Raw genomic sequence first — 15,575 nt, forward strand, 5'->3', positions numbered from 1 at the left:
GACGATTTATGTTTTTCCACATTAGATACCAGACTTGACAGCTTCGCAAATGGCTCGCCAGCAAAAAAACTGCTTATAATGTGATCAGCTTTTCCCTTTTTACCGCGCCATCCGCTTAACTCTTTCTTTTCCCTGGAAATCCAAGACCTTCCCGATGCGCCTGCTGAAGTTTCTGTGGTGGACCTGCGTCACCATTATTTGTGGAGTGCTGCTCAGTTTCAGCGGCGCCTATCTGTACCTCAGCCCGAACCTCCCGTCCGTGGAGGCCTTGCGCAACGTGCGGCTGCAGATGCCGCTGCGCGTGTACAGTGCTGATAACAAATTGATAGCAGAGTTTGGCGAGATGCGCCGAACGCCGATTCGATTTGCTGAAATCCCCCCGGATTTCACCCACGCACTGTTATCGGCTGAAGATGACAATTTCGCCAACCATTATGGCGTGGACGTCAAAAGCCTGATGCGTGCTGCCGCGCAATTATTGAAGACCGGGCACATCCAGACCGGTGGCAGCACCATCACCATGCAGGTGGCGAAGAACTACTTCCTCACCAATGAGAGAAGCTTCTCCCGCAAGATCAACGAGATCCTGCTCGCCCTGCAGATCGAGCGCTCGCTCACCAAGGACGAGATCCTCGAGCTCTACGTCAACAAGATCTACCTGGGCAACCGCGCCTACGGCGTCGAAGCCGCCGCCCAGGTCTATTACGGCAAGTCCATCAAGGACCTGAGCCTGGCGCAGATGGCGATGATCGCAGGCCTGCCCAAGGCACCGTCGCGCTATAACCCCCTGGCCAACGCCGCACGCAGCCTGGAGCGTCGCAACTGGATTCTCGAGCGCATGCTCAAGCTCGGCTTCATCGACCAGCCGCGCTATCAGGCCGCTATCCAGGAACCCGTCGGTGCGTCCTACCACGTCCAGACTCCGGAGCTGGCAGCCCCATACATCGCCGAGATGGCCCGCGCCGAACTGGTCGGCCGCTTCGGTGGCGATGCCTACACCGAGGGCTATCGCGTCTACACCACGGTGCGCAGCGACCTGCAGGAAGACGCCAACACCGCCCTGCGCGAAGGTCTTCAGGATTACGACCAGCGGCACGGCTACCGCGGCCCCGAGACGCGCCTCCCGGGCAAGACTCGTGACGCGTGGCGCCAGGCCATCGCGCAGCAGCGCCCGCTGGGCGGCCTGGAACCAGCCATCGTCACCCAGGTCGAGAAGAGCGGCGCCATGGTCATGACCCGCGACGGCAAGGAAGAAGCCCTGAGCTGGGACGGCATGAAGTGGGCTCGCCCCTACCTGAGCAACAACAGCATGGGCCGCATGCCCAGCCAGCCCAGCGACGTGGTGCAGGCCGGCGACGTGATCCGCGTACAGCGCAAGGAAGACGGTTCGCTGCGCCTGACCCAGGTGCCGGCCGCGCAGAGCGCCCTGGTCTCGCTCAACCCGCAGGACGGCGCGATCATGGCGCTGGTGGGCGGCTTCTCCTTCGAGCAGAGCAACTACAACCGCGCCACCCAGGCCCGTCGCCAGCCCGGCTCCAGCTTCAAGCCGTTCATCTACAGCTGTGCGCTGGACAACGGCTTCACCGCCGCCTCGCTGATCAATGACGCCCCGGTGGTGTTCTATGACGAGTACCTGGACAAGGTCTGGCGTCCGAAGAACGACACCAACACCTTCCTCGGCCCGATCCCCATGCGCGAGGCGCTCTACAAGTCGCGCAACATGGTATCGATCCGCATCCTCCAGGCCCTGGGCGTCGACCGCGCACGCAACTGCATCAGCAAGTTCGGCCTGAACAAGGACGACCTGCCGCCGAACCTATCCATGGCGCTGGGCACCGCGACCCTGACACCCATGGAGATCGCCAGCGCCTGGACCGTTTTCGCCAACGGCGGCTTCAAGGTCGCGCCCTACATCGTGCAACGCATCGAAAGCCGCGACGGGCAGGTGCTGTACCAGGCCAACCCGCCGAGCATTCCGCAGAACGAAGAACAGGTGCAGGCGCAGCCACAACCGGCCGCCACCGACGCTTTCGGCAACGACGATCCGAGCCAGGCCAAGACCACCATCGAGCCAGCGGCCGCCGAACGCGTCATCGATGCGCGCACCGCGTACATCATGACCAGCATGCTGCAAGACGTGATCAAGCGCGGCACAGGCCGTCGCGCACTGGCGCTCAAGCGCGATGATCTGGCGGGCAAGACCGGCACCACCAACGAGTCCAAGGACGCCTGGTTCTCCGGCTTCAACGCCGACTACATGACCACCGTCTGGGTGGGCTTCGACCAGCCGGAAAGCCTCGGCCGCGCCGAGTACGGCGGCAACGTCGCCCTGCCGATCTGGATGCGCTACATGGGCGCGGCGCTGAAAGACAAGCCGTCGCACCTGCTGCCCGAGCCGCCCGGCCTGGTCAGCCTGCGCATCGACCCGGTCACCGGCCGTGCTGCGCCTCCGGGCACCCCGGGCGCGTACTTCGAACTGTTCAAGAACGAGGATACGCCGCCGTCGATGAACGAACTGGCGCCCGGCAGCGCTCCCGGCAGCGGCATGCCGGCGGATGAAGAAGCGCCAATCGACCTCTTCTGACAGAAAGGCCCCTCCCCGGAGGGGCCTTCTCATTTTCGGGAATCATTCCCGACAAAATTATGGCATTTCGCCAAATCATTGATTAATCTGGGCTTTGCGGCGGCGAACAACCCCAGGCGACCGACCCCATCCGGCGCGTCAGGGGCTTCCCGCAGCAACTTCATCAGGAGTTTCGGATGCCACGTGCCCTGCCAGGCTGGCTGTTCTGCCTGATCGCCCTTCTGCTCGGTGCGCCCTTGCTGCGCCTGCTCGCACAACCCCGCTCGCTCGAACCCTCGCCCGATCTCGTCTATCTCGACCAGTTGTTTGCCCTGCTGATTGCCAGCGCGGGCCTGGCGGGGCTGTTGATCGCCTTCCTGCTGCAACTCGCCGGGAGAATCCTGGTGGCATCGGCCCTGCTGGTGCCGGCAATCGCTCTTTGCGCATGGCACCTCACCCATACCCACCTCGGGCCGGTTTCGCCCACGACGGAGCAGTACGAATGGCTGCTGGCAGGCCTGGCGACCTATGCGCTGGTGCTGGCGGGCGTCAATTGGCTGAACCGGGGCGAGAGCGGCCCGCGGACGGCGCTGCGCTACCTGGGCTTCGCCCTGCTGCTGCCGTGGTGCCTGGGGCTGCTCTACCTGGGGCGGCTGTACTACTGAGGCAGGTCGCGCCAGGTCAGGTAGACACGCAGGTCGAACTCCAGCTGGTGATAGCCGGGCAGCATGTGCTCGCAGAGCTGGTAGAAGGCCTTGCTGTGATCGCGCTCCTTCAGATGCGCCAGTTCGTGGACGACGATCATCTGCAGGAATTCGGGGGCCGCGTCCTTGAACAGCGAGGCGACGCGGATTTCCTTCTTCGCCTTGAGCTTGCCGCCCTGCACGCGGGAGATCGCCGTGTTCAGGCCCAGCGCACGCTGCACCACGTCCAGCTTGTTGTCGTAGAGCACCTTGTCCACCGCGGGCGCGGTGCGCATGTACTGCTGCTTGAGGTCCATGGCGTAGCCGTACAGCGCCTTGTCGCTCTGCACGTCATGACGACCCGGATAGCGGCGCTCCAGGTACTCGCCGAGGCGGTCCTGCTCGATGAGCTGGCGCACCTGATCCTGAAGTTGTGGCGGATAGGCCTGGAGATAGCGAAGCGGCTGCATGGGATACGACTGGCGGAGGAAACGTCCGCCAGTCTACCGCATTCCCCGGTCAGGCCAGCGCGCGGGTGCTGTAGGCCTCGGTGCGATAGGGGAAGGCGACTTCGCTGCGCCCCTTCAGCGCCGGGTGCGTGGCGATCAGCTCGTGAAGTTGCTCGGCGACCCGCTGCTTCTGCTCGTCGGGCAACGCTGCGATGAAGCTCACCGACAGGGTACGCGCGACAATCACCCGCTCCGGCGGGCCGATGTGCTGGTAGCTGAATTCGCGCAGGCGCAGGTCTTCGAAGCGCGACCCGGCAAAGGCGCGGCGCCACTGCCCGGTGTGGAAGCGCGGCGTGCTGCCTTCGTAGCGTTCGAGAATGCGCGTCACCTGGGCAACCCAGTCGACACGCTCGTCGCGCACATTCCAGACCAGCCCGAGATGGCCGCCCGGTCGCAGCACGCGATGGATTTCCTCCAGCGCCCGCTCGTCGGCGAACCAGTGGAAGGCCTGGGCACAGGTCAGCGCATCGACGCTTTCCGTCACCAGCGGCATCGCCTGGGCCGTGCCGTTGAGCACCTTCACAGCGGGCAAGGAAGCACCGAGCTGCTCCCGCATGGCCGCCACCGGCTCGATGGCCGTGACCTGCGCACCAGTGCGCAGCAACAGGGAAGTGAACTTCCCGGTACCGGCACCGAGGTCGACCACTTCCGTGTCGGCACCTATGCCCAGCTCCTCGCCGAGCCAGCCCAGCAGCTCGTCGGGATAGTCCGGGCGCCCGTGGGCGTAGGCCTTCGCCTCGCGGGAGAAACCTTCCTGCGCACTGCCATGTACATCCGTCATCTTGCCTCCAGAGCCGGTCCGGCCCGCCTCGAGCACCAGCGCTCAGCGGAACCGGCAGGCCTTGCCGTCGAGAGTGGTCTTTCCATCAAGGTAACTACGGTAGCAGCTGAGCAGACGCGATTCCTTGATACGGCAGCGCTTCTGCCGGCACTCGCTGGAGAACTCGAAGCGCCCACCATCCGGATCGGCCAACTGGATGCGGATCGCCGGCCAGCCTTTCTTCGGTGCCTTCTCCGGCGTACTGAGCACGCGGTTCTCGTTTTCCACCAGGGCTGCGCCCGCCTCGGCATAGTCGAAGACGAACAGCAGGGTGCGCGAGGTCTTCAACGTGCATTCCTGGTGAGTCAGGCAGTTCTGCGCGTCCACCGGCAGGTCCACCGGCGGCTTGGAAGGCGGCGCGACAGGCGCGGTCGGGCGCAGCGAGCAACCGGCGAGCGTCAGCAGCAGGACACAAAGCAAGGCACGCAGCATCGGCGATTTCCTTCTGGCAGATACGAAAGAGCCCCGCAGGGCGGGGCTCTTCAGGAACAAGCAGGGCTCGGGATCAGTTGACCTTCGACACCAGCTCACCCTTGGCGTAGCGCTGGAACATGCCTTCCAGGGAGATCGGCTTGATCTTCGAGGCATGGCCGGCGGTGCCGAAGGCTTCGTAGCGAGCGATGCAGATATCACGCATGGCGACGATGGTCTTGGCGAAGAACTTGCGCGGGTCGAACTCGCTCGGCTGCTCGGCCATCATTCGGCGGATGGCACCGGTGGAAGCCAGGCGCAGGTCGGTGTCGATGTTGACCTTGCGCACGCCGTGCTTGATGCCTTCGACGATTTCCTCGACCGGCACGCCGTAGGTTTCCTTGATGTCGCCGCCGAACTCGTTGATCACCTTCAGCCACTCTTGCGGCACCGAGGAGGAGCCGTGCATCACCAGGTGGGTGTTGGGGATGCGCTTGTGGATTTCCTTGATGCGCTCGATGGAGAGCACATCGCCGGTCGGCGGCTTGGTGAACTTGTAGGCGCCGTGGCTGGTGCCGATGGCGATGGCCAGGGCGTCGACCTGGGTCTTCTTGACGAAGTCCGCGGCTTCTTCCGGATCAGTCAGCAGCTGGCTGTGGTCCAGCACGCCTTCGGCGCCAACGCCGTCTTCCTCGCCGGCCATGCCGGTTTCCAGGGAGCCCAGGCAACCCAGCTCACCTTCCACGGACACGCCGCAGGCGTGGGCGAAGGCAACGGTCTGCTGGGTGACGCGGACGTTGTACTCGTAGTCGGCCGGGGTCTTGCCGTCTTCCTTCAGCGAGCCGTCCATCATGACGGAGGAGAAGCCCAGCTGGATGGAGCGCTGGCAGACGTCAGGGCTGGTGCCGTGATCCTGGTGCATGCACACCGGGATGTGCGGGAATTCCTCGATGGCCGCGAGGATCAGGTGGCGCAGGAAGGGCGCACCGGCGTATTTGCGGGCACCAGCGGAGGCCTGCACGATCACCGGGGAATCGGTCTTGTCGGCCGCTTCCATGATGGCGCGCATCTGCTCGAGGTTGTTGACGTTGAAAGCCGGAACGCCGTAGCCGAACTCGGCGGCGTGGTCCAGCATTTGGCGCATGCTGATGAGTGCCATGGTCTTCGCTTCTCCCAGAAGTCAGGCTCGGTCACACGAGCCCCTTAACTACATGTTTGGAAGCCTGCCGCAGGGGCAGGCCGTGTTCAAGTCTTCCGGCGCGAGCCGGACAATCGGCGCTCAGTGCGCCTTGCAACCACGGCCGATCAGGTCGTTGCTCTCGACCCAGTACACCAGGCCCTGGTCACCTTTGATGCTCAAGCCGATCAGCCCGTCGCTATAGAAAGCGCCGGAGCCGCCGGGTTCCTCTTCCAGGTGATGAACCACGTCGTCCTCCCCCAGCCTCAGGTCGACGACCGACTTGCTGGGGTCCACGTAACGCCACCGCACTTCGGCCTTGCTGTCGCAGACCCAGTGGTTCCAACCACCCTGCACAGCGGAGTTGCCGCCTGTCGAGTGACTGGAACAACCCGCCACCAGCGCAAGCGCCAGGGCCGGGACGAGATAACGCAACATCGGGCGACTCTCCTTCGGGCGGACGCGCCGCCGGATATCCAATACGCCAGATTGCCCGTCCCGCCGCAGGAACGCCAGTGCCGCCTGCGCCTGGGCGCGGGCGGCACTGTCAGATCGTGATCCCGGCCGCCAGGCGTTGCCTCAGGGGCAGTTCACCGGTTTCTGCTCGGGCGTCGGATCGCCGCTGCTCTGGCTATCCACCCGTTCGCGGTTCTGGTCCGAAGGCACCATGACCGAAGGCGGGCTCATCACTTCACAGGTACTGGGGGCTCCACCGCTTCCGGCACAGCCGACCAGCACGAGGCAAAACGACAACAGAGGGACGACAGCTCGCATGACCGTTCTCCTTGGCATCCGTACAAGGCTTGTGACCCGGGGATGCCGAAGAGGTTTGCTTTACTGTCGCCCGGCGGTGTCGCCAGGATCAGGCCTTGGCGCGCTGCTCCAGCACTTCCACGGCCGGCAGGACCTTGCCCTCGACGAACTCGAGGAAGGCGCCACCACCGGTGGAAATGTAGGAGATCTGCTCGCCGATGCCGTACTTGTCGATAGCCGCCAGGGTGTCGCCACCGCCGGCGATGCTGAAGGCGGTGCCTTCGGCGATGGCCTTGGCCAGGGTTTTGGTGCCTTCGCCGAACTGGTCGAACTCGAACACGCCGACCGGACCGTTCCACAGGACGGTCTTCGAAGTCTTCAGCAGCTCGGCGAACTGGGCGGCGGTCTTCGGACCGATGTCCAGGATCATGTCATCGTCGGCCACGTCAGCGATGTCTTTGACGGTGGCAACGGCGGTCTCGGCGAACTCCTTGGCAACCACGACGTCCACCGGCAGCGGAACGCTGACTTTGGCGGCGATGGCCTTGGCGGTATCGACCAGATCGGCCTCGTACAGCGACTTGCCGACCTTGTGGCCCGCCGCAGCGAGGAAGGTGTTGGCGATGCCGCCACCGACGATCAGCTGGTCGCAGATCAGCGCCAGGCTGTTGAGCACGTCGAGCTTGGTGGAAACCTTGGAGCCGGCGACGATGGCAGCCATCGGGCGGGCCGGGTTGCCCAGGGCCTTGCCCAGGGCTTCCAGTTCGGCGGCCAGCAGCGGGCCGGCCGCGGCGACCTTGGCGAACTTGGCCACGCCGTGGGTCGAACCCTCGGCACGGTGGGCGGTGCCGAAGGCATCCATGACGAACACGTCGCACAGGGCGGCGTATTGCTGGGCCAGCTCGTCGGCGTTCTTCTTCTCGCCCTTGTTGAAGCGCACGTTCTCGAACAGCACGACTTCGCCCGGCTTCACTTCGACGCCACCCAGGTAGTCCTTGACCAGCGGCACAGCGCGGCCGAGGGCCTTGGACAGGTAGTCGGCAACCGGTTGCAGGCTGTTCTCGGCGGAGAATTCACCCTCGGTCGGGCGGCCCAGGTGCGAGCAGACCATCACCGCCGCGCCCTTTTCCAGGGCCAGCTTGATGGTCGGCAGCGAGGCCAGGATGCGCGCGTCGCTCTTGACCACACCGTCCTTCACCGGAACGTTGAGGTCTTCGCGGATCAGCACGCGCTTACCTTGGAGGTCGAGGTCGGTCATCTTCAACACGGTCATGACAGTCAGTCCTGTTGGGGCTGTTTGATTAACGTTCGGTAGCGGCGACCCGCAGGTAGTGCCCTGCGGTGTCGAGCATGCGGTTGGCGAACCCCCACTCGTTGTCGAACCAGGCCAGCACGTTCACCAGGTGGGGGCCGGAAACGCGGGTCTGGCTGCCATCGACGATGGCTGAGTGCGGGTCGTGATTGAAATCGCAGCTGGCGTGGGGCAGCTCGGTGTACGCCAGCAGGCCTTTCAGCGGGCCTTCGGTGGCAGCCTGGCGCAGCACGCGGTTGATCTCCTCGGCGGACGTATCGCGGGAGACCTGCAGGGTGATGTCCAGGGCCGAGACGTTCACCGTCGGCACCCGAATGGCTTTGGCCTGGATTCGCCCGGCGAGTTCCGGCAGCAGGCGCTCGATACCTCGTGCCAGCCCGGTGGACACCGGGATCACCGACTGGAAGGCCGAGCGCGTGCGGCGCAGGTCTTCGTGGTGGTAGGCGTCGATCACCGGCTGGTCGTTCATCGCCGAGTGAATGGTGGTGATCGAGACGTACTCGATGCCCACGGCTTCGTTCAGCAACTTGAGCAACGGCACGCTGCAGTTGGTGGTGCAGGAGGCGTTGGACACCAGCGTCTCGGCGCCCGAGAGACCCTGCTGGTTGATGCCGAAGACCACGGTGGCATCGATGTCCACCTCGCTGGCCATCGGCTGGGAGAACAGCACCCGCGGCGCACCGGCACCGAGGAAGCGCTCGCCGTCGGCGCGGGTGTTGTAGACACCGGAGCATTCCAGCACCAGGTCGATGTCCAGGGCGCGCCAGTCGATGGCCTCGGGTTCGGCTTCGCGGAATACCTTCACGCAGTCGCCGCCCACATGCAGGCAGCCGTCGGCCACACTCACCTCGCCGGGAAAGCGGCCGTGGGTGGAGTCGAAGCGGGTCAGGTACTCCAGGCTGGCCAGGTCCGCCAGGTCGTTCAGCGCGACGATGGAGAAATCAGCCTTGGCGCCGCGTTCGTGCAGAGCACGGAACACGCAGCGGCCGATACGGCCGTAACCGTTGAGGGCAACTCGGTAAGGGCGCTTGGACATTGTTATCCCTTGGTGTTCGCTGCCGGGGCCTGATGGGCCCCGGCAGGCTCAGGCGCTCGTCAGGCTTCGAGCAGCTCGGCGGCGACTTCCAGCACGTTCTCGACGGTGAAGCCGAAGTGCTCGAACAGCGCCGGGGCCGGGGCCGACTCACCGAAGGTGGTCATGCCGATGACACGGCCTTCCAGGCCGACGTACTTGTACCAGTAGTCGGCGTGGGCAGCTTCGATGGCGATGCGCGCAGCGACCTGGACCGGCAGCACGGCCTGCTTGTAGCCGGCATCCTGCTGGTCGAAGACGCTGGTGGACGGCATGGAGACCACGCGCACCTTGCGGCCTTCGGCGCTCAGCTTGTCGAACGCCTGGACGGCCAGGCCGACTTCGGAGCCGGTGGCGATCAGGATCAGTTCCGGCTCGCCGTCGCAGTCCTTCAGCACGTAGGCGCCACGCGCCACGTCGGCCAGTTGGGCGGCGTCGCGCGGCTGGTGCGGCAGGTTCTGGCGGCTGAAGATCAGCGCGGACGGACCGTCGGCACGCTCGATGGCGTACTTCCAGGCCACCGCGGATTCCACGGCATCGGCCGGGCGCCAGGTGTCCAGGTTCGGGGTCAGGCGCAGGCTGGCCAGCTGCTCGATCGGCTGGTGGGTCGGGCCGTCTTCGCCCAGACCGATGGAGTCGTGGGTGAACACATAGAGCACGCGCTGCTTCATCAGGGCGGACATGCGCACTGCGTTGCGGGCGTATTCCATGAAGATCAGGAAGGTCGCGCCGTAGGGGATGAAGCCGCCGTGCAGGGCCACGCCGTTCATGATGGCGCTCATGCCGAACTCGCGCACGCCGTAGAACATGTAGTTGCCGTTGGCGTCGTCGGCGCTCACACCCTTGCAGCCTTTCCACAGGGTCAGGTTGGAGCCGGCAAGGTCGGCGGAGCCGCCCAGCAGTTCCGGCAGCAGCGGGCCGAAGGCGTTCAGGGCGTTCTGGCTGGCCTTGCGGCTGGCGATGGTCTCGCCTTTCAGGGCGACGTCGGCGACATAGGCAGCGGCCTTCTCGGCGAAGTCGGCCGGCAGTTCACCGGCAACACGGCGCTCGAACTCGGCGGCCAGTTCCGGGTGCGCAGCCTGGTAGGCGGCGAAACGCTTGTTCCACTCGGCTTCGCGGGTGGCGCCGGTGTTCTTGGCGCTCCACTCGGCGTAGATGTCCGCCGGGACTTCGAACGGCGCGTGGTTCCAGCCCAGCGCGGCGCGGGTGGCGGCCACTTCGTCGACGCCCAGGGCGGCGCCATGGCTCTCTTCCTTGCCCTGCTTGTTCGGCGAGCCGAAGCCGATGATGGTCTTGCAGCAGATCAGGGTCGGCACGTCGCTCTTGCGGGCGGTCTCGATGGCGGTCTTGATCTCGTCGGCGTCATGCCCGTCGACATTGCGGATCACCTGCCAGCCGTAGGCTTCGAAGCGCTTGGGGGTGTCGTCGGTGAACCAGCCGTGGACTTCGCCATCGATGGAGATGCCGTTGTCGTCGTAGAAGGCGACCAGCTTGTTCAGGCGCAGGGTGCCGGCCAGCGAAGCGACTTCATGGGAGATGCCCTCCATCATGCAGCCGTCGCCCAGGAAGGCGTAGGTGTAGTGGTCGACGATGCTGTGGCCGTCACGGTTGAACTGGGCGGCCAGCACCTTCTCGGCCAGCGCCATGCCCACGGCATTGGCGATGCCCTGGCCCAGCGGGCCGGTGGTGGTCTCGACGCCGGCGGTGTAGCCGTATTCCGGGTGACCCGGAGTGCGCGAGTGCATCTGGCGGAAGTTCTTCAGGTCATCGACGGTGACGTCGTAGCCGGTGAGGTGCAGCAGCGAGTAGATCAGCATCGAGCCGTGGCCGTTGGACAGCACGAAGCGGTCACGGTCAGCCCACTGCGGGTTGCTCGGGTTGTGCTTGAGGAAGTCGCGCCAGAGGACTTCGGCGATATCCGCCATGCCCATGGGGGCGCCGGGATGGCCGCTGTTGGCTTTCTGCACGGCATCCATGCTCAGTGCGCGGATGGCGTTGGCTCGCTCACGACGGCTGGGCATCGCTAATCTCCTGCGGGGGCTGCTTCGAAAGATCGAAGGGAATGAAAAAAGGCCGGTATTTTCGCCCAGCCGGGCCCCGCGGGGCAATGACAGATCGGCAGATGCCTGATGCAAGGCACGCGCCTGGGTCATCCAGCTGGTCAGAAACCGCTCATCCGTCAATATCAAAACTTTTTGATACAGCTATTGCCCACCCCGTAAGCCACGACTAGACTGCCCGACCTATGAGTCTGCGCCTGCCCGAGATCCGCCACGACGATTGCGACCAGCTGGCTGCCCTGTGCAAGGCCGGCGGCGATCCGCTGCGGCTGAATGTCCTGCGGGTGCTGGCCAACGATTCGTTCGGCGTGCTGGAGCTGGCGCATATCTTCGGCGTCCGCCAGTCGGGCATGAGCCACCACCTGAAGGTGCTGTCCCAGGCCGGCCTGGTCGCCACCCGCCGCGAAGGCAACGCGATCTTCTATCGCCGCGCCCTGCCCCAGGGCGAAAGCCTGGGCGGCACGCTGCACGGGGCGCTGCTCGAAGAAGTGGACGAACTGGCACTGGCCGATGACGTCAGCGCCCGCATCGATGGCGTACACGCCCAGCGTGCCGCCGTCAGCCGTGATTTCTTCGCCCGCAGCGCGGAGAAGTTCCAGGCGACCCAGGACCTGATCGCAGGACTGCCGCAATACCGCGAAAGCGTGCTGGCGCTGCTCGATGCACTGAGCTTCGCCCCCGGCGCCACGGCGCTGGAAGTCGGCCCCGGCGACGGCGGATTTCTCCCCGAGCTGGCCCGGCGTTTCGGCCAGGTCACGGCGCTGGACAACAGCCAGACCATGCTCGACATGGCGCGGCAACGCTGCGCCAGCGAAGGTTTGAACAACGTCCGGCTGCGGCTGGGCGATGCCCTGCAGGACGTCGACGACGCGGCGGACTGCGTGGTGCTGAACATGGTGCTGCACCACTTCGCCGCACCGGCGGAGGCCGTGAAGCAGCTGGCCCACCTGGTGAAACCCGGTGGCAGCCTGCTGGTGACCGAACTCTGCAGCCACGACCAGAGCTGGGCCCGCGAGGCCTGTGGTGATCTCTGGCTGGGGTTCGAACAGGAAGACCTGGCCCACTGGGCCGACGCCGCCGGACTCGCGTCCGGCGAAAGTGTTTACATCGGTTTACGCAATGGCTTTCAGATCCAGGTACGGCACTTCGCCAAACCGGATTCGCGAAGCGTCCTCACCCACCGGTAATTGAATGGGAACCGTTAGATGAGCGAATACTCTGTTTTCACCTCCGAATCCGTCTCCGAAGGCCATCCGGACAAGATCGCTGACCAGATTTCCGATGCGGTGCTCGACGCCATCATCGCCAAGGACAAATACGCCCGCGTGGCCTGCGAGACCCTGGTGAAGACCGGTGTCGCGATCATCGCCGGTGAAGTCACCACCTCCGCCTGGGTCGACCTGGAAGACCTGGTGCGCAAAGTCATCATCGACATCGGCTACAACAGCTCCGACGTCGGCTTCGACGGCGCCACCTGCGGCGTACTGAACATCATCGGCAAGCAGTCGGTGGACATCAACCAGGGCGTCGACCGCGCCAAGCCGGAAGACCAGGGCGCTGGCGACCAGGGCCTGATGTTCGGCTATGCCAGCAACGAAACCGACGTGCTGATGCCCGCGCCGATCTGCTTCTCCCACCGTCTGGTGGAGCGTCAGGCCGAGGCCCGCAAATCCGGCCTGCTGCCGTGGCTGCGCCCGGACGCCAAGTCCCAGGTCACCTGCCGCTACGAAGGTGGCAAGGTCGTCGGCATCGACGCCATCGTCCTGTCCACCCAGCACAACCCGGAAGTCAGCTACAAGGACCTGCGCGAAGGCGTGATGGAGCTGATCATCAAGCAGGTGCTGCCGGCCGAGCTGCTGCACAAGGACACCCAGTTCCACATCAACCCGACCGGCAACTTCGTGATCGGCGGCCCGGTGGGCGACTGCGGCCTGACCGGCCGCAAGATCATCGTCGACTCCTACGGCGGCATGGCCCGTCACGGCGGCGGCGCGTTCTCCGGCAAGGACCCGTCCAAGGTCGACCGTTCCGCTGCCTACGCCGGTCGCTATGTGGCCAAGAACATCGTTGCCGCCGGCCTGGCCGAGCGCTGCGAAATCCAGGTGTCCTACGCCATCGGCGTGGCCCAGCCGACTTCCATCTCGATCAACACCTTCGGCACCGGCAAGATCAGCGATGACAAGATCATCCAGCTGGTCCGCGAGCACTTCGATCTGCGTCCGTACGCGATCACCAAGATGCTCGACCTGCTGCACCCGATGTACCAGCCGACCGCGGCCTACGGCCACTTCGGTCGCAACCCGTTCGAAATGACCTACGGTGACGACACCTTCACCGCCTTCACCTGGGAGCGCACCGACAAGGCTGCCGCCCTGCGTGATGCCGCCGGCCTGTAAGACCCGGTAGCAGGAAAAGCCCCGCCTCGGCGGGGCTTTTTCGTTTCCGCGCTCCCACAAACCCTCGCGAAGAATCCACAGCCATCCCAGCGCCGAGTGCTGCGCCCCAGTCCTAGCCTTGCGGGTTTCCGCTGCCCGGACGCTCGCCATGCTTCGCCTTGCCCTCGCCCTTCTGCTGCTCCCTCCCCTTCTCGCCCATGCCTGCCCCGACTGGCCGGCCGAGCAGGCACCCCGGCAGATCGACGCGCTCCGCGCACAGCTGCGGCAGTGGGATGACAACTACCACCGAGACGGCCAATCACCGGTCGCCGATGAACTCTACGACCAGTCCCGCGAGCGCCTGCGCCAATGGCAGGCGTGCTTCCCGCAAGCCTCTGCCACCCCCGAATCACCGCTGGCCAGCAGCGCCGGGGCGGTTCGCCACCCCTTCGTCCACACAGGCCTCGACAAGCTTCCCGACGCCTCGGCCGTCGGCACCTGGCTGGCAAACCGCAGCGATCTCTGGGTGCAGCCCAAAGTCGACGGCGTGGCGGTCACGCTCGTCTACCGCAACGGCAGGTTTGCCCAGGCGATCAGCCGCGGCGACGGCACCCGCGGGCAGGACTGGACCGCCAATGCGCAGCGGATTGCCGCAATCCCCAAGGAATTGCCCGGCACGGGCGGCGAATGGGTGCTGCAAGGCGAGTTGTACTGGCGCCTTCCGCAGCATGTGCAAGCGCTGAAGGGGGGCGCGGGTGCACGCGGCAAGGTCGCCGGGCTGATGGCACGCAAGGAGCTTGGCGACGTGGGCACGCAAATCGGCCTGTTCGTCTGGGAGCTGCCGAACGGCCCGCTGGAGATGCCCGGGCGCCTGGCACGCCTGCGCCAGATGGGGTTCGGCGACAGCGCCGAGCTGACCGAGGCAGTGGCAGGGCAGCCGGAAATCGAAGCCTGGCGCGAACGCTGGTATCGCCAGCCCCTGCCGTTCGCCAGCGACGGCATCGTCATCCGCCAGGGCCGCCGGCCACCGGGCAAGGCCTGGAGCGCACAGGCACCGGGCTGGGCGGTGGCCTGGAAGTACCCGCATCTACAGGCACTGGCCGAGGTGCGGCGCGTGGAGTTCAAGGTCGGTCGCAGCGGGCGGGTGACGCCGCTGCTGCATCTCGCCCCCGTGGAACTGGATGGGCGGACCATCCAGCGGGTCGCCGCCGGCTCGCTCAAGCGCTGGCGCAGCCTCGATATCCGGCCCGGTGATCAGGTCGCCATCGCCCTTGCCGGGCTGACCATCCCCCGCCTCGACGGCGTGGTCTGGCGCTCGCCGATTCGCCCCGAACTGGCTGTACCCACGGACGAGCAGTTCAACGCCCTCTCCTGCTGGCAACCCACGGAGGGCTGCACGGAGCAATTCCTTGCCCGCCTGCAATGGCTGAGCGGCAAGAGCGGCCTGGGACTCTCGGGCGTCGGTCCCGGCACCTGGCGGCGCCTGCACGAGGCCGGCCTGCTGGCGGGACTGCTCGACTGGATGGTTCTGACGCCGGAGCAATTGAGCCAGGTGCCCGGCCTGGGCGAGCGCAGCGCCGCCAACCTGCACCAGCAGTTCCAGCTGGCGCGACAGCGCTCGTTCGCCGTCTGGCTGCGCGCTCTCGGCACGCCCCTCACGAATGCCTATCCGGCGGCAGAAGACTGGTCTGCCCTGGCCGCCCGCAGCGCGCCTCAGTGGCAGGAGCAACCGGGCATCGGAAAGGTCCGCGCGGCGCAACTGGAAGCCTTCTTCAGGGCACCGGAAGTCCTGCAACTGCGCGGGCAGTTGCAGGACCTCGGTGTCGCCGGTTTCTGAGCG

The 15,575-nt window shown here is 65.6% G+C and carries 13 protein-coding genes; 5 read left to right on the top strand and 8 right to left on the bottom strand.

Annotation, left to right across the window (positions count from 1 at the left end; genetic code table 11):
- The first annotated feature begins 154 nt into the window (after positions 1-154).
- Both IB261_RS27580 and IB261_RS27585 read left to right on the top strand, forming a co-directional pair.
- Positions 155-2,584: a penicillin-binding protein 1A gene (locus tag IB261_RS27580; RefSeq protein ID WP_081515417.1), complete on the top strand. Its 2,430-nt coding sequence runs from the start codon at positions 155-157 to the stop codon at positions 2,582-2,584.
- Between the two features lie 176 nt (positions 2,585-2,760).
- Positions 2,761-3,228: a hypothetical protein gene (locus IB261_RS27585; RefSeq protein ID WP_081515416.1), complete on the top strand. Its 468-nt coding sequence runs from the start codon at positions 2,761-2,763 to the stop codon at positions 3,226-3,228.
- Here IB261_RS27585 and IB261_RS27590 read toward each other — a convergent pair.
- The 8 genes from IB261_RS27590 to tkt all read right to left on the bottom strand — a co-directional run bounded on the left by IB261_RS27590 (position 3,222) and on the right by tkt (position 11,321).
- The gene (locus IB261_RS27590) at positions 3,222-3,716 is read right to left on the bottom strand and encodes a YgjP-like metallopeptidase domain-containing protein (RefSeq protein ID WP_081515415.1); all 495 of its coding nucleotides are present in this window, start codon (positions 3,714-3,716) and stop codon (positions 3,222-3,224) included. The two genes, IB261_RS27585 and IB261_RS27590, sit on opposite strands and share 7 nt — an antisense overlap.
- Before the next feature lie 49 nt (positions 3,717-3,765).
- Positions 3,766-4,536 (bottom strand): class I SAM-dependent methyltransferase, encoded by a 771-nt coding sequence (locus IB261_RS27595; RefSeq protein ID WP_192383692.1) that lies wholly within the window; start codon positions 4,534-4,536, stop codon positions 3,766-3,768.
- A 42-nt stretch (positions 4,537-4,578) separates the two neighbouring features.
- Positions 4,579-5,007 carry a hypothetical protein gene (locus IB261_RS27600; protein ID WP_081515413.1) on the bottom strand — a complete coding sequence of 143 codons (429 nt, stop codon included), beginning with the start codon at positions 5,005-5,007 and terminating at the stop codon, positions 4,579-4,581.
- A gap of 73 nt (positions 5,008-5,080) precedes the next feature.
- On the bottom strand, positions 5,081-6,145 hold the full coding sequence (gene fba, locus IB261_RS27605; protein ID WP_024764154.1) for a class II fructose-bisphosphate aldolase: 1,065 nt from the start codon (positions 6,143-6,145) through the stop codon (positions 5,081-5,083).
- 120 nt (positions 6,146-6,265) lie between these two features.
- Positions 6,266-6,601 (bottom strand): MliC family protein, encoded by a 336-nt coding sequence (locus tag IB261_RS27610; RefSeq protein WP_192383691.1) that lies wholly within the window; start codon positions 6,599-6,601, stop codon positions 6,266-6,268.
- 424 nt (positions 6,602-7,025) lie between these two features.
- Positions 7,026-8,189, bottom strand: coding sequence for a phosphoglycerate kinase (locus tag IB261_RS27615; RefSeq protein ID WP_192383690.1), 1,164 nt, complete (start codon positions 8,187-8,189; stop codon positions 7,026-7,028).
- A 28-nt stretch (positions 8,190-8,217) separates the two neighbouring features.
- Positions 8,218-9,264, bottom strand: coding sequence for an erythrose-4-phosphate dehydrogenase (gene epd / locus IB261_RS27620; protein WP_192383689.1), 1,047 nt, complete (start codon positions 9,262-9,264; stop codon positions 8,218-8,220).
- 59 nt (positions 9,265-9,323) lie between these two features.
- Positions 9,324-11,321, bottom strand: a complete 1,998-nt coding sequence (gene tkt, locus IB261_RS27625; RefSeq protein ID WP_192383688.1) for a transketolase — start codon at positions 11,319-11,321, stop codon at positions 9,324-9,326.
- A 224-nt stretch (positions 11,322-11,545) separates the two neighbouring features.
- Between tkt and IB261_RS27630 the strand changes: the two genes are divergently transcribed.
- The 3 genes from IB261_RS27630 to ligB all read left to right on the top strand — a co-directional run bounded on the left by IB261_RS27630 (position 11,546) and on the right by ligB (position 15,572).
- Positions 11,546-12,547 carry an ArsR/SmtB family transcription factor gene (locus IB261_RS27630; RefSeq protein WP_192383687.1) on the top strand — a complete coding sequence of 334 codons (1,002 nt, stop codon included), beginning with the start codon at positions 11,546-11,548 and terminating at the stop codon, positions 12,545-12,547.
- An 18-nt stretch (positions 12,548-12,565) separates the two neighbouring features.
- Positions 12,566-13,756 (top strand): methionine adenosyltransferase, encoded by a 1,191-nt coding sequence (metK, locus tag IB261_RS27635; RefSeq protein WP_081515406.1) that lies wholly within the window; start codon positions 12,566-12,568, stop codon positions 13,754-13,756.
- 148 nt (positions 13,757-13,904) lie between these two features.
- Positions 13,905-15,572: an NAD-dependent DNA ligase LigB gene (gene ligB / locus IB261_RS27640; protein ID WP_192383686.1), complete on the top strand. Its 1,668-nt coding sequence runs from the start codon at positions 13,905-13,907 to the stop codon at positions 15,570-15,572.
- The last annotated feature ends 3 nt before the right edge of the window (positions 15,573-15,575 follow it).

Source organism: Pseudomonas sp. PDM20 (assembly GCF_014852575.3).
In the GTDB taxonomy this organism is placed as follows: domain Bacteria; phylum Pseudomonadota; class Gammaproteobacteria; order Pseudomonadales; family Pseudomonadaceae; genus Pseudomonas.

Excerpts from the sequence above, each read along its gene's own strand:
- IB261_RS27580 (WP_081515417.1), top strand. The coding sequence starts at position 155 with ATGCGCCTGCTGAAGTTTCTGTGGTGGACCTGCGTCACCATTATTTGT.
- IB261_RS27585 (WP_081515416.1), top strand. The coding sequence starts at position 2,761 with ATGCCACGTGCCCTGCCAGGCTGGCTGTTCTGCCTGATCGCCCTTCTG.
- IB261_RS27590 (WP_081515415.1), bottom strand. The coding sequence starts at position 3,716 with ATGCAGCCGCTTCGCTATCTCCAGGCCTATCCGCCACAACTTCAGGAT.
- IB261_RS27595 (WP_192383692.1), bottom strand. The coding sequence starts at position 4,536 with ATGACGGATGTACATGGCAGTGCGCAGGAAGGTTTCTCCCGCGAGGCG.
- IB261_RS27600 (WP_081515413.1), bottom strand. The coding sequence starts at position 5,007 with ATGCTGCGTGCCTTGCTTTGTGTCCTGCTGCTGACGCTCGCCGGTTGC.
- fba (WP_024764154.1), bottom strand. The coding sequence starts at position 6,145 with ATGGCACTCATCAGCATGCGCCAAATGCTGGACCACGCCGCCGAGTTC.
- IB261_RS27610 (WP_192383691.1), bottom strand. The coding sequence starts at position 6,601 with ATGTTGCGTTATCTCGTCCCGGCCCTGGCGCTTGCGCTGGTGGCGGGT.
- IB261_RS27615 (WP_192383690.1), bottom strand. The coding sequence starts at position 8,189 with ATGACCGTGTTGAAGATGACCGACCTCGACCTCCAAGGTAAGCGCGTG.
- epd (WP_192383689.1), bottom strand. The coding sequence starts at position 9,264 with ATGTCCAAGCGCCCTTACCGAGTTGCCCTCAACGGTTACGGCCGTATC.
- tkt (WP_192383688.1), bottom strand. The coding sequence starts at position 11,321 with ATGCCCAGCCGTCGTGAGCGAGCCAACGCCATCCGCGCACTGAGCATG.
- IB261_RS27630 (WP_192383687.1), top strand. The coding sequence starts at position 11,546 with ATGAGTCTGCGCCTGCCCGAGATCCGCCACGACGATTGCGACCAGCTG.
- metK (WP_081515406.1), top strand. The coding sequence starts at position 12,566 with ATGAGCGAATACTCTGTTTTCACCTCCGAATCCGTCTCCGAAGGCCAT.
- ligB (WP_192383686.1), top strand. The coding sequence starts at position 13,905 with ATGCTTCGCCTTGCCCTCGCCCTTCTGCTGCTCCCTCCCCTTCTCGCC.